Here is a 14015-nt window from a genome sequence, read left to right on the forward strand (position 1 = left end):
TAATAAATAAGGATACAAGCTCCTTCTTGTTTCGTAATTTTTATAAAAAAAGGAAAAACAGTGCATAAATTACAAGTTCGTAAATTCTATGAGGTACTTTGGGATGCTCATAATAAAGAAGAAATAGCTTCTGTTTTACATGAAGATTTTACTTTTAGAGGTTCTTTGGGACAAGAAAAAAAAGGGCATAAAGGTTTTAGTGGATATGTAGACATGCTTCATAATGCTTTAGGAGATTACAAATGTATTATAGAAGAATTAGTAGAAGAAGAGAATAAAGTTTTTGCAAAAATGAGTTTTACAGGAATTCATAAAGCCAAATTCTTGAATTATGAGCCTTCACAAAAACGTGTGACATGGAAAGGCTGTGCTCTCTTTACATTCAAGGGAGAGAAAATATCAGATGTATGGGTACTTGGAGATTTGAAAAATCTGGAAAATCAATTAAATACTTAAGTAATTATTTGATATTAAAGACCTTCTAGGTGAGTGAATTTGTCTTTTGAAAAAATTAACATTGTATTTAACTTCAAGAATTTTTTTTAAAAATAACTTTTATTATAATTTAAGATGTATGAGTATAGAATAAAATCTAGTATTATTTCATTAAATATATAAATTAATAAGGATTTTATCATGACAAAAAAATCAAGTTTCGGAAATAAATTATTGTTTCAAGTCTTAAGTATAACAATATTAGCATTGGGACTTAGCATATTTTTTGTAACCAAGTACTCTTATGCCGAAGCTGAAAAAGATGCACATAAGTATGTGAAAGAACTTGCTAAAAACCAGGCAACTAAAATTGAGCGAGATTTAAATAAAGCCATAATGGCACCTAAACTTTTAGTCATGAAATTTGAAGGGGCGCTTCGAAATAAGATAAAACTTGATGAAAAAGAAGTGATTGATTATTTAAAACACATTATAAAACAAGATGAATATATTCTTGGTATTTGGTTTGCTATTGCTGATAAAGAAATGTTTTTCAAAGAAAATATGGACAGTATTGGAAAGAACGGATACAATGCTGAGGGGCAATTTGCACCTTATGTTGTTCGTTCAAAAGATGAAATTATTGTTCAATCTGGTTCTGCGTACAATGAATCAAAACCGTGGGTAGCAGGGCCTAAAAAAGCCGCTAAAATGTTTATAACGCAACAATACTATTATCCAGTTGGTGGCGTAAAAACCTTAATGACAACGGTTGCTTTTCCTTTATATGATGAGGGTAAATTTATAGGTTCCCTAGGAATGGAAATCAATCTGGACTCTTTTTCAAAACTAGCCAAAGAAACAAAATTATATGAAAATGGTTATTCTTTTACACTGGATCATTACGGAACGATTCTTGGTCATCCTACAAAAGAGTTTCAATCAAAACCTTTAAGTGAAGTGACTAAAAATGACAGTGATTTTTTAAAGGTTCTTGTTAATTCAAAAAATGGTAAATTTACAGAATTTTATAAAACATCCAGTAAAAATGGTTTAGACTCTCTCTTTTATGCTCAACCCATAGAACTTTTTTACAGTGGAACATACTGGACTATAATAATCTCAGCACCCAAAGAAGAATATCTATCTAATGCGAATTTTATTCGTAATTTTTCTATTTTTGCGGGTTTATTAGCTCTTTTAGTTATTGCTCTTATCATTATCTTCTCTGTTAAAAAATTAAACAATAATCTTAAATCTATTTCGACTGGTTTGGATGAGTTTTTTGAATATCTAAATACAAAAGCGGGAAATCCCAAACAAATAGAAATAAAAAAGCAAGATGAATTTGGATTAATTGCCAATAGTATTAATGAGAATGTGAAACATATTCAAAAAACAATAGAAGAAGACAATGCTTTAATAGATGATGTGAAAACAGTAGCAAATAATGTAAGCAAGGGTTTTTTAAATAAAAAAATAGAAAAAAAGACTTCCAGTTCTTCTTTAAATGAATTAAAAAATATTTTAAATACAATGTTAGACAATTTAGAAGGTTTAGTGGGACAAGATGTTAACAAAATCAGTTATGTTTTGGAAGCGTATACTAAAAGAGATTTTACATTAAAATTACACTCAGCAACATCAGGTAAAATTGGTAGTGAAATTATTGAAATGAATACCATGATTACAGAGATGTTAATTGGTAATCAAAGAGATGGACTTGCTTTACAAGAAGGTTCTACTGAACTAAGTTCTAGTACAAGTACTTTAAATAACAATGCAACCAAACAAGCTGCTTCTTTAGAAGAAACAGCTGCTTCTATTGATGAAATAACCAGTAATATCGAACAAACAAGTCAAAAAGCACAAGAAATGTTAAAAATTTCGCAAGAAACCAAGGGCAGCGCAAATGAAGGTAAAAAACTTGCCAATGAAACGGCTGCTGCTATGGAAGATATCAATGATACGGTTAATACCATTAATGATTCTATTTCAATTATTGACCAAATTGCTTTTCAAACCAATATTCTAAGCTTGAATGCAGCCGTTGAAGCAGCAACAGCTGGGGAAGCGGGGAAAGGTTTTGCTGTCGTTGCTCAAGAAGTAAGAAATCTTGCTTCACGATCAGCAGAAGCTGCAAAAGTGATTAAACAACTGGTTGAAAATGCTACTATTAAAGCAAATGTAGGAAAAGAAATCAGTAGTAAAATGATTGAAGGTTTTGGAGAGTTGGAGCAAAAAATTACAGATACCAGTGAGTTAATTAGTGATGTAACCAATGCAGCAAAAGAACAAACCATTGGAATGTCACAGATTTCTGATGCGGTAAATCAATTGGATAAATTTACCCAAGAAAATGCAGCAGTTGCTGATCTTACCAATAATATTTCTCAAGAAACCAAACAAATTGCACAAAGAGTTGTGGATGATGTAAATAAAAATAAATTTGATGGTAAAAAAGCTTAAACTATAAACTAACAACCTTGAAAAGGAATCCTAATTCTTAAGGATTCCAGGAAAAAATAGTAAATACTTAAACTCCTTTTTTTTAATTTTCACTCTATATAACAAAACTAATAAATCTTTTATGATAAAATTACAAGAATAAGGGTATTGCTTATACGTAAATAATTACGTTTACAAACCTTGATTTTAAGGAAGATATATGAAAGAAATAAAACAAAACGCTGCTCTTGTAAAAACACTTGATGATCTGGCACAGTTAGTAGATTATTCGTTAATGAACACACTAAATGAAGATCCTGATGCTAAAGAAAATGGCCTTGATTATGAAGCTAGACAGGTTTTTTCAGGTCACTATGTTCGCGTTAAACCAACAGCAATAAAAGATCCTATTTATGTATCACACAGTAAAAATTTATTTGAAGAATTGGGTTTTTCCGATAGTCTTGCTACTTCAGCTGATTTTGTTAGTATGTTTTCTGGGGATATGAGCTCTGTCCCAGAACCTATGACAAAATTAGGCTGGGCAAGTGGTTATGCGCTTTCTATTTATGGCAGAGAATATTATGCTCAGTGCCCTTTCCAAACAGGGAATGGATATGGGGATGGCAGAGCTCTTTCTGTATTTGAGGGCGTAATTAATGATAAACGTTGGGAAATGCAGTTAAAAGGAGGCGGAAGAACACCTTATTGTCGTGGGGCAGATGGTAGAGCCGTTTTACGATCCAGTGTTAGGGAATTTTTAGCGCAAGAACATATGCATGCTTTAGGAATTCCTACCTCACGTTCTTTGTCTTTATACACTTCAAACACGGAAAAAGTACAAAGACCATGGTTTTCTCATGGTTCTTATTCCAAAGATCCAGACAGAATGATTAATGAAGCCGTTGCAATTTCTACGCGTGTATCTTCCTCTTTTCTTCGTGTTGGACAAATAGAACTTTTTGCCAGACGTGCTAGAAAAAATGAACACGCATCTGCAAAAGAAGAGCTTGAAAAAATTGTTTTGCATTTGATTGAGCGAGAGTATAGTGAGGTAATTGATAAAAATTTAAGCACAGAAAAAAAAGTATTATTGTTAGCAAAAACATTTCTTACTCGTTTGAGTGCTCTTATAGTAAACTGGGTTCGTATTGGATATTGTCAAGGAAATTTTAACAGCGATAACTGTGCAGCTGGTGGTTTCACACTGGATTATGGACCTTTTGGCTTTTGTGATGTATTTGATCCGTATTATCAGCCTTGGACAGGTGGAGGAGAACACTTCTCTTTTTTTAATCAAGCCGCAGCAGCAGAACAAAATTTTCATGTGTTTTGCAGCGCTTTACAACCCTTGTTACAAACATCTAAAAAAGATTTGGTTTTATTAGAAGAAATTAGAAGTACTTTTTCTTCTGTAATACAAGAAAAAATGCAAAAAATGTGGGCTTCTAAACTTGGACTTAAAAGTTTTAATGCCCATTTGTATACTGAGCTAGAATTGCTTATGCTTCAAACATCTGTAGATTACACTATCTTTTTTCGTGAGCTCTCAGAACTGCCTTCTGATATGGAACCTTTGAAAAAAAGTTTTTATAATGATGTGACAAATAATGCAGAGATACAAGAACGTTGGTTACAGTGGTTTAAAAAATGGCAAGCTCTCATTTCTAGTGAAGAAAATACAAAATCTGAAAAAGAGCGCGAAGCGCTTTCATCTTTAATGAAAAGTATTAATCCCAAATACACCTTACGAGAGTGGTTTCTTGTGCCTGCATATGAGAGCGCAAATGAGGGTGAGTATTCACTCCTTAGAGAACTTCAAGAAGTTATGATTAATCCCTATTCAGAGCTCTCAAAAGAGATGGAAGAAAAGTATTATAGACTTAAACCCTCACACTTCTTTGATCTCGCTGGAATATCTCATGTTAGCTGTTCCTCCTAAGAATTACTAAAAGAGGGACTTGGGAAGGAAAATCATTTTATATATTTTGATCTTTTTTATAAAAAAAAGAGGAATAAAACTAACTTAAAAATATGAATTACTTTTTAAACATATTTACTTAATAATTATTAAGCATATAATTAAGATAGATTTATTGTCATTTAGTATTTAGAATTGTTTTATATAATTATTATTAAGTATAAGGATTGTAATGAAATATCTCATTATTTTATGCTTCTCACTTGTTATGCTTTGTTCTTATGAAATAAATGTTGGTATGAGTACTGCTCTTAGTGGACCTACCAAAGCGCTGGGTCAAAATATGTATTTAGGCCTTAATTTAGCATTTCAACATGAAAATGATTTACAAAAAAAATTTCACTATAAAATTACAGTCTTAGATGATAAATATGAACCAGACTTAAGTGCTAAAAATATGAGAATATTAACAGAAGATAAAAAAATTCTAGCAATACTTGGAAATGTTGGTACTCCTACTGCGAATGTTTCTGTTCCTATTGCAAATGAAAAGAAAATTCTCTTCTTTGGTGCTTTTACAGGAGCAGGCATTTTGCGAAAAATACCTCCTGATAAATATATTATAAATTACAGAGCATCCTATCGACAAGAAACTTCTTATATGATTGATATGCTTTTAAATAATGGTATTAAAGCAGAAGAAATTGCATTCTTTACACAAAATGATGCGTATGGAGATGCTGGATATTATGGTGCTGTTTCTGCTCTTGAAAAAAGAGGGTTTAACAAAATAAACACTTTAGCTCATGGCAGATATAGAAGAAATACCTTAAATGTAGAAGATGGTTTAATTAGTATTTTAGATGCACAAATTGATCCAAAAGCAATAATCATAGTAGGCGCTTATGCTCCTGTTGCTAAATTTATTCATTTAGCAAAAGAAGATTTTCCCTCTGCTTTATTTTTAAATGTATCTTTTGTTGGTAGTAATGCTTTAAAAAAAGCATTAAACAAAAATATATCCAATGTTCTTGTAACGCAGGTAGTTCCCCATTTTACATCAAAATTACGAATAGTAAAAGAATATTTATCTGTTTTATCACACTATGAAAAAAATGAGATTTTTTCTTTTGTATCCTTAGAAGGATATATTGTTGGAAGATTATTTATAGAAGCACTTAAAAATATACCAGAAAAAAATATTAACAAAGAGAATATTATTAAAGCCTTTGAAAACATAAAAGACTTTGATATTGGTCTTGGTTTTACGTCAGGTTTTTCTAAAAATAACCATCAATTTTCTAATAAAATTTGGCTTACTTTATTAAAAAACAATCAATATATTGAGTTTAAATGGGATTTATTGAATAAAGAAGATTAGTCTTTTATAAAAGGAATAAATAATGATTGATTTCTTAAATAAACTTAGCAAGTATTTATCAATAAAAGCAATCGTTTTTTCTGGGGTTTTTGTAATGACTTTGGTTATTCTTGCTTTTGCTTCAACAATGATTTATTTATCTAATACAATAAAATATGATCAAATTAGTCTAAAAAAAATCCTTTTAGTAGAAAGCCAAAACAAAGATATTATTAATGTTATAAAAGAAATTAATTATTTGGATACTGAAATCTTACTTGCAAAAAACAGTGAAGAATTAGAAAAAATAGAAGATTTATTATTAGAAGAAATGATAAATGAAAAAACTCTGGATTTTAAAAGAAATTTACACTTAGAAAAAAAATACAATAGCAGTATTAAAACAATTAACAAACTTATCAATGAAGAAATAAACTTACAACATGATTTTTACGATAAAGCCAGTCTCATTTTGTTTTATCAAAGTGAATTAAATGATTATTTAATTAGCATTAATAAAAAAATTGAAAGTATGATTAATACAAGTAATAGTATTTCCAGTTCTATTTTATTAAAGAGAAAAAGATTGCATAGAAGAATACAAAAAGACATTAAAAATAATAAAGACATATCCTCATCTTTGAAAATTATTTTTACTAAAGACTATGAACGAATAAACAGTATTACTAAAAAACTAGATCTTTCCATTTTAGCTATGCAAAAACATATTAATAGCATTATTTATGAAAAAGATAAAGATTTATTAAATGATATTATAAGTAATAAATTATTACAAAGTAAAATGCTGCTTGACAACAGTTTAGAAAAACTTGATAAGATGGAAGCTTTAGATAAAGAAAAAATATTAGCCATAAGAATGAATTTTATGAATATCAAAGAAATTATTTCTTATATTACAAATGCAAAAAATCAAATGCTTTTACAAATAATTGCTTTAAATATATTAAAAGATGACAAAGATATTTTAAATAAAACCCTTTTTAAAATCATTAATGACGTAAGTACTTATTCTAATACTATTAAAATTGATATTTTAAATAATTCAGATAATATTGCAAAAAGATCTACCCTTATAGTAATCATTGTTGGTTTAGTATTGTTGCTTTTAATTATTTTTTCCGCTTTTACTTTAATTTCAAGAATAAATATACCCTTGGCTGGAATAATAGATTTTATTAAAAAAATTTCTTCACATAAGATAAGTTTATTAAAAAACATACCCATTGAAGTAGAAGATGAATTTGGGCAACTTTCAAATACTTTTAATAAAATGACCTCTAGTTTGCATAACAATATGAATGAAATCAAAGAATTAAATATAGAAATAGAAGATACTCAAAAAGAAGTAATATTTACTATGGGTGCTATTGGGGAGAGTAGAAGTAAAGAAACAAGTAATCACGTAAGAAGAGTTGCCGCATATTCGGAGCTTTTAGCAAAAAAATATCCTTTAGATGAACATACAGTAAAAATTTTAAAAGAAGCTTCTCCTATGCATGATATAGGAAAAGTTGGAATTCCTGATTCTATTTTAAAAAAACCTGCTTTATTAGATGCCCAAGAATGGAAAATTATGAAAACACATGCGCAATTGGGTTATGAAATGTTAAAATACTCAAAAAGAGAGATATTAAAAACAGCGTCAATTGTTGCATATGAGCACCATGAAAAATGGGATGGATCAGGTTATCCAAGAGGATTAAAAGAAGAAGAAATACATATCTTTGGTCGTATAACAGCCCTTGCTGATGTTTTTGATGCTTTAGGAAGTAACAGATGTTATAAACGAGCTTGGCCTTTGGATAAATTATTAAAACTGTTTAAAGAAGAAAGAGGAAAACATTTTGAACCAAAACTGGTAGATATCTTATTTGAAAACCTGGATGATTTTTTAGCAATTCAAAAAAAATATAAAGATAATAATTAATTATAAATACTATAGCAAGGAGCTGTTATGAATCTTGATACCTTATTTATTAGCTTATGGAAAGAATATATTAAACTAACACCTCAAGCAAAAACAATACATGAACTGTTTCAAGAACAAGAAAATCATATTATTACAAATGATCATATAGCATTTAGAACACTTTCTTTAAAAGAATGTAATATTGATGTTTTATCTAAAGTTTTTCTTGATTTAAACTACGAAAGAAAAGAACATTATACTTTTAAAGAAAAAAAACTATCTGCCTATTATTTTATGCATAAAAATCCCACTTATCCGAAAATATTTATAAGTGAACTGCAACTTTTATCTTTTGATAAAAGAATACAAAATATATTTAACGAAATTATAAAAAATATTCCTCTTAATATTCTTAAAAGCAGCGAGCTTATTTATTCAGGCAAACACTGGGACATATCATATAAAACCTATGAAGATATATATAAAATCAGTGAATATGCTGCGTGGTTTTATGTTTATGGTTTTTGTGCAAATCATTTTACTGTTTATATTAATGATTTAAAAAACTTCACTAATATAAAAGATGTCAATACTTTTATAAAAAAATCCGGATTTAAATTAAATACAAGTGGAGGGGAAATTAAGGGAAGTGCAAAAGAATTATTAGAACAAAGCTCCACTTTAGCTCAAGTTATTCCTATAAAATTTAAAGAAGGAATTTATAATATACCTTCTTGTTATTATGAATTTGCAAAACGCTATAAAAATAAAAACAATCATTTATTTCAAGGTTTTGTAATACAATCCGCAGACAAAATATTTGAAAGCACAAATCAACATTAATAATTATCTGCTTTTAGCTCTTTTTCCTAAGAATTACGGAAAAAGAGCTTTAATTTAAAGATGATAAAGGTTTTTTAATAAGAGAAGACAAACAGTTAGCTGTTTTCTTCTTTAGTATAACTTGAAATAATACTTGTACTAGCAACCGCTTTGTTAAAGTATTTTTCTTTTATTGTTAAATAATCTGGGTTTAAAAAGAACGCATTCATTTTATCTTCATTTTCAAAACATATTGTAAAGACACGATTGATTTTATCTTTTGTCTGCGATTTTAATACTTCTGATACTTTAAAATCATAAAGAATACTGCCACCGTATTTTACTGCTAGGGGGAGTATAAGCTGTCTGTATTTTTGGTAGTTTATTTCATCAATAATATCTAACCCTACGAGCATTTCATATGCCATTTAAAATCCTTAATTTATAGCTACAAAAGATTGACTAAACGTGCTAATCTTTTGTAAATATTTATCTAAATTATAACTAGAATCACCACTTGTTGCATTACTATCAAAAGGACAGGCACAATGCAACATACCTTTATAATTCATTCCTAAATACGCAAAAGTATGCTTGAATATATCTTCAAAACAACTTTCAGGGTTTTTTGCATCACTTGTTGATATTACTGCTGTGTTTTTACCTTTTAATTGTTTGCCTAAGTCTTTTTCAACGGTAATTAAATCAGTGAGTCTGTCTAAGAACAATTTCATTTGAACACTGGGACTAAACCAATATACAGGGCTTGATAAAATAATATTGTCATAAGTCAAAATCTCTTTGATTAAGTTTATAAAATCATCATGTTTATTTTTATGTTCATAATCAAAGGGCAAAATATTGTATTTACTAATATCAAAGATAACTGCATTTGTTTTTTGTGCAACTATATTTGTTAAGTTTGCTGTATTTCCATTGGCTCGTGATGTACCTAAAATTATTGCTGTTTTTTTCATTTTTATCCTTTTATTTATTAATTGCATGTATAATAACACATACAAATGCGTATTTCCAGACACAAAAGCGCAAATTTCATGCACAAAAGCACAAAAGATAAAAAATGACAAATGAAATAATAAAATTAAAACAACTGTGTGAATTATTTTCTTTAAATGAAAAAGATGGTTTTTCAAATACGTATATTGATGACATCAAATTATTCAAAGTATCAAGCAATGATCAATTAAGTCCTTTATTTTATAATAAGGGATTTAGTTTTGTAGGTCAAGGTAGGAAAATTGGATATAAAAATAATGCAAAATTTGAACATGGTTCTAGTGATTATCTTGTAATTTGTTCTCCTGAAGCCATTCAATGTGAAACATATATACTAGGAGATGAACCCTTAATTGGTATTTATATAAACCTTGATATGAACAGACTTCATAGAGTTGTAAGAAAGTATTCTAAGTTTAAGCATGAGAATAAAAAAAACAAAGAACTGTCTTTTTCAATTACGTGTAATATTAGAACTGAAATAATTCAAGAAATTTATATGAAATTATTAAATATACTTAACAGTGAAATTGATTCAAATATCTTAGCAGATGGTTTGTTGGATGAACTTTATTATAGAATACTTCAAAGTACTAATGGCCCTATGTTAGAACTAATGTGTGAACAAAACAGTGATGTGTCAAAAATATCAAGAGCTGTTGAATATATTATTGAAAATATTGATAAAAAAATAAGCTTGGATGAGATGGCCAGATTAACAGATATGAGTATAAATAACTTTCATAAACTTTTTAAACAAGCATTAAATGATACTCCAGTGCAATACATGAAAAAAATCAGATTGTATAAAGCAAGACAATTGATTATATACAATAACCTAAGAACAGTTGATGCGGCACAAGTAGTTGGATATGACAGTACCAGTCAGTTTAGCAGAGAATTTAAGAGATATTTTGGAGTCTCCCCTAGTAAAATTAAAGAAACAGAAGCAGAGGCATAAAAAAGGCCTATTTTTTTATTAAAAACAGAAGAAAGAATGGCTTTTTTGTTTAAATTTTATGCGGTAAAATGATTTTAAATTCAGCACCTTTATAATCTGTGTTGTTATACGTAAATTTTTTATTTGACACGGTTATTTCTCCCTTAAGATTTTTTGTAATAATCATATTTGACATATACAAGCCAATACCTGTTCCATTTTGTTTTGATTTGGTCGTAAAATGTTGTTTAAAAATTTTATGAAGTAACTTAGTTGGAATGCCTTGTGCATTATCTTTTATACTTATTTCTACGTTCTCTTTAACTTTTATATCTATGAATATATATTTCTCTTTTATTTCTTTTTCAAGTAATTGGTCTTTTGCATTGTTTAAAATATTAATAAGTACTTGAATTAACTCATATTCATAACTAATAATACATACCTCTTGTGTATTTTCTATAATATTTATATTGGAGTTTGCAAACTCAGAAGAAAGAAGTTTAAAAACTTTTTTGATACTGTCTTTTAGACAAAATGTATTTTTTTCTTTTTTGAGACTAAAAAACTTTCTGAAGTCATCAATTGTATGTGATAAGTATTGCGTATGATTATTTATACACTCCATTGTATTCACTATTTCTTCTTTATTTAGTGTTGAGATTTCGCTTTTAAGTATTAATCCTGTTGCTGATGTAGAAATAACAGAGAGTGGTTGTCTCCACTGATGGGCAATGTTTTCAATCATTTCACCCATTGCTGCCATTTTAGATTGATGAAAAATGATTTGCTGTTTTATTTTATTTTCATTTATTTCTTCTTTTATTCTTTTCTCTAAATTCTTATTGATTTTCTCTATCTCGATTTTTGCTTTTTTTAATTCCAATGTTCTTTGATCTACTTTATGCTGTAAACTTTCATCTATGTGATGTTGGGTAATTTCAGCACTTGCTCTTAAAGCAAGAAACTCTACAATTGAAACAAAAAAATCTTTGTTTTCCATTGTTTTATCATCTAAAAGAACTAAAATACTGGATACTCCTGTTTTTGTACGAGATACAACAGGTGCTCCTATATATGCTTCAATACCCATATCTTGTAAGAGTTTATCATCAGGAAAGTCTTTAATAACATTTTTGTCATGTATGCATACACGCTCACCTGTAAGTACCAATTCACAGGGTGTATCTTTTAGATTATAGACAAAATTATCTGCAAAATCATTTACTGCCCAGACAACATCTGTTTTTAATTCACTTAAAGAATCCCCTGTAGGGTGACCGATTAAAGCATACTTAACATCCAAATTAAGGGCAATGTTTTTTATAAATTCTTTTAAATAATCTATTCCCGTAAGTCTTTGGTCTATGTCTAAGATAGATGAAATAATTTTTAAAATATCTTTCTTATTTACCTGTGGCATATTGAAGTCCTATATAAAAATAATTTAATTTTATTATACTTATATTAACATGATTTTTATAAATTAGAAAAACTAAATGTTCTTTAATACTAAAATACACAGCATGAATTTAGACTTTTTAAAAAACTATGAGAGGTGATTACTACAAATAAAACTCAAGTATTGTATACTCCTTTTCTAAAAGAATAAGGAAATAAATGGAAAACATAATTAAAATAGCAATTGAAAATAAACAAGTCTTGCGATTTACTTATAAAAATAAAAACAGACTGGTTGAACCTTATACCTTTGGAGAATCAGCCACAGGCAAAGATACTCTAAGTGCTTTTCAACTTGAAGGTGGAAGTGATGCTTCAGGTGATATGACGTGGAGACAATTTGCTTTGCGTGAAATCAGAGATTTAGAATTATTAGATACAAACTTTGAGTTAAGAGAGGATTATCATCCTTCTAATGCAAGAATGAATTTTATTTACTGGACGGTATAAGTATTTTTCATTAAATCAAGTACTTGCAAGAAGGATTCTTCACTGTGTTCTTTTTTCTATTAAAAAAACAAGTGAAGATAAGAATAAAAGCTTTTATTTATAAAACAACATACTTACAATTGTAAAAATCATCTCTTAGTATTTTAATAGCTGACTTATGTAAAACATCACTGTAGGCAACTACATACCTAAATTGGGCATCTTTTTTTTCTATATCATTTGTTTTCAGATATTGAAGTGCATTTTTATAAAATGTTTTTATGTCATCTTCTGTAATTGATTTTGTTTTTGAATCATTTTTACATTGAATTAGGAGTATTTTATTATCTCTTTTACAAACAAGATCTATTTCTTCTGTATTCTCTTGTTTTTTTTGGTACTTTACTTCATAACCTAAATTTTCATAGTTCTTTTGAGTACGTACTTCTAGCGTAAGACCATTTTTTTCATTTTCATCATTTTTATTTATTCTACTTTTTTTGTCTTTATTATTAACAAATTTTTTTAACAATATAATAAAAATAATCAGTGGTATTAAGTGCCATATCTTTAAAAATGAAGCAATAATCATTTCAAGCATTGTAATTTCTCATTCTATTCCTTGTTTTTATGGTTTCGTATTTTTTTATGGAATCATTATACTTAAAAGTACAAAATCTAAAGCTTTTGCATAAAATTTTATTTATTATTAAATCGTATTAAGCTTAGAAATACACTATTTTATGTTTTGTCTTTTTGTTTTAATATAAAAGTATCTAAGCCACTTTTATTAATGAAAATCTCTTTTTTAAACTTTACAATATCTTCTTTTATAGCCATGCCTCCTGTTTTATTTTGCATTAATTCTATAATGAAAAGATCTTCTGTTATTGAGAATTTTACATAATTATAATAGCTGGAAGACTCTTTATTTATTTTGCTTAAATTTATTGTGTCTTCTCTTAAACTTGTATAATCCAGTTTTCCATTTTTTCCTAGAAGTGTAAAAAAAGAGTAGGGCAGAATATTTTGATTTATTAAAAGAGTTGAATTTTTTGCAAAGATATCTTTTATTGTTTTTATAAAATACGCTTTGTTTATTATGGCTGTATTTTTTAATACTTCTTTATTGATATATTCGTATATTAAGTATGTATTTTTTTCTATAAATTCTTTTAATTCATTGGGTTTTAAAGGACTTAATTTTTCTTGTTTTTGCATCTTTATCTTCTTCTTTTTTATTTTGATTCAT

13 protein-coding genes are annotated in these 14015 nt (G+C 28.0%); 8 read left to right on the top strand and 5 right to left on the bottom strand.

The genetic code is table 11. The annotated features are described in order from the left end of the window. The first annotated feature begins 60 nt into the window (after positions 1-60). From HRT41_02525 to HRT41_02550, 6 genes are all read left to right on the top strand, one after another. On the top strand, positions 61-456 hold the full coding sequence (locus HRT41_02525; protein NQY22881.1) for an ester cyclase: 396 nt from the start codon (positions 61-63) through the stop codon (positions 454-456). A 180-nt stretch (positions 457-636) separates the two neighbouring features. Further along, positions 637-2904, top strand: coding sequence for a methyl-accepting chemotaxis protein (locus tag HRT41_02530; protein NQY22882.1), 2268 nt, complete (start codon positions 637-639; stop codon positions 2902-2904). Between the two features lie 199 nt (positions 2905-3103). Beyond that, positions 3104-4825, top strand: coding sequence for a YdiU family protein (locus HRT41_02535; GenBank protein ID NQY22883.1), 1722 nt, complete (start codon positions 3104-3106; stop codon positions 4823-4825). 277 nt (positions 4826-5102) lie between these two features. Continuing rightward, positions 5103-6185 (top strand): ABC transporter substrate-binding protein, encoded by a 1083-nt coding sequence (locus HRT41_02540; GenBank protein ID NQY22884.1) that lies wholly within the window; start codon positions 5103-5105, stop codon positions 6183-6185. 127 nt (positions 6186-6312) lie between these two features. Continuing rightward, positions 6313-8112, top strand: coding sequence for an HD domain-containing protein (locus tag HRT41_02545; GenBank protein ID NQY22885.1), 1800 nt, complete (start codon positions 6313-6315; stop codon positions 8110-8112). A gap of 27 nt (positions 8113-8139) precedes the next feature. Beyond that, positions 8140-8937, top strand: coding sequence for a DUF1338 domain-containing protein (locus HRT41_02550; GenBank protein ID NQY22886.1), 798 nt, complete (start codon positions 8140-8142; stop codon positions 8935-8937). Between the two features lie 95 nt (positions 8938-9032). Here the strand turns inward: HRT41_02550 and HRT41_02555 are convergent, their stop codons facing one another. Continuing rightward, positions 9033-9344 (bottom strand): DUF1330 domain-containing protein, encoded by a 312-nt coding sequence (locus HRT41_02555; protein ID NQY22887.1) that lies wholly within the window; start codon positions 9342-9344, stop codon positions 9033-9035. A 9-nt stretch (positions 9345-9353) separates the two neighbouring features. After that, positions 9354-9893, bottom strand: coding sequence for a flavodoxin family protein (locus HRT41_02560; GenBank protein NQY22888.1), 540 nt, complete (start codon positions 9891-9893; stop codon positions 9354-9356). A gap of 104 nt (positions 9894-9997) precedes the next feature. Here HRT41_02560 and HRT41_02565 point away from each other — a divergent pair, with 104 nt between their 5' ends. After that, positions 9998-10894, top strand: a complete 897-nt coding sequence (locus HRT41_02565; GenBank protein ID NQY22889.1) for an AraC family transcriptional regulator — start codon at positions 9998-10000, stop codon at positions 10892-10894. A 49-nt stretch (positions 10895-10943) separates the two neighbouring features. Here HRT41_02565 and HRT41_02570 read toward each other — a convergent pair whose 3' ends face one another. Then, positions 10944-12296 (bottom strand): hypothetical protein, encoded by a 1353-nt coding sequence (locus HRT41_02570; protein ID NQY22890.1) that lies wholly within the window; start codon positions 12294-12296, stop codon positions 10944-10946. Positions 12297-12493: 197 nt separating this feature from the next. Here HRT41_02570 and HRT41_02575 point away from each other — a divergent pair, with 197 nt between their 5' ends. Further along, a complete protein-coding gene (locus tag HRT41_02575) occupies positions 12494-12784 on the top strand; it encodes a hypothetical protein (GenBank protein NQY22891.1) in 291 nt (96 codons plus the stop codon). 97 nt (positions 12785-12881) lie between these two features. Here the strand turns inward: HRT41_02575 and HRT41_02580 are convergent, their stop codons facing one another. Then, positions 12882-13364 (bottom strand): restriction endonuclease, encoded by a 483-nt coding sequence (locus tag HRT41_02580; protein NQY22892.1) that lies wholly within the window; start codon positions 13362-13364, stop codon positions 12882-12884. A 140-nt stretch (positions 13365-13504) separates the two neighbouring features. Then, positions 13505-13984: a hypothetical protein gene (locus HRT41_02585; protein NQY22893.1), complete on the bottom strand. Its 480-nt coding sequence runs from the start codon at positions 13982-13984 to the stop codon at positions 13505-13507. Between the last annotated feature and the right edge of the window lie 31 nt (positions 13985-14015).

Source organism: Campylobacteraceae bacterium, from assembly GCA_013215945.1.
In the GTDB taxonomy this organism is placed as follows: Bacteria; Campylobacterota; Campylobacteria; order Campylobacterales; family Arcobacteraceae; genus NORP36.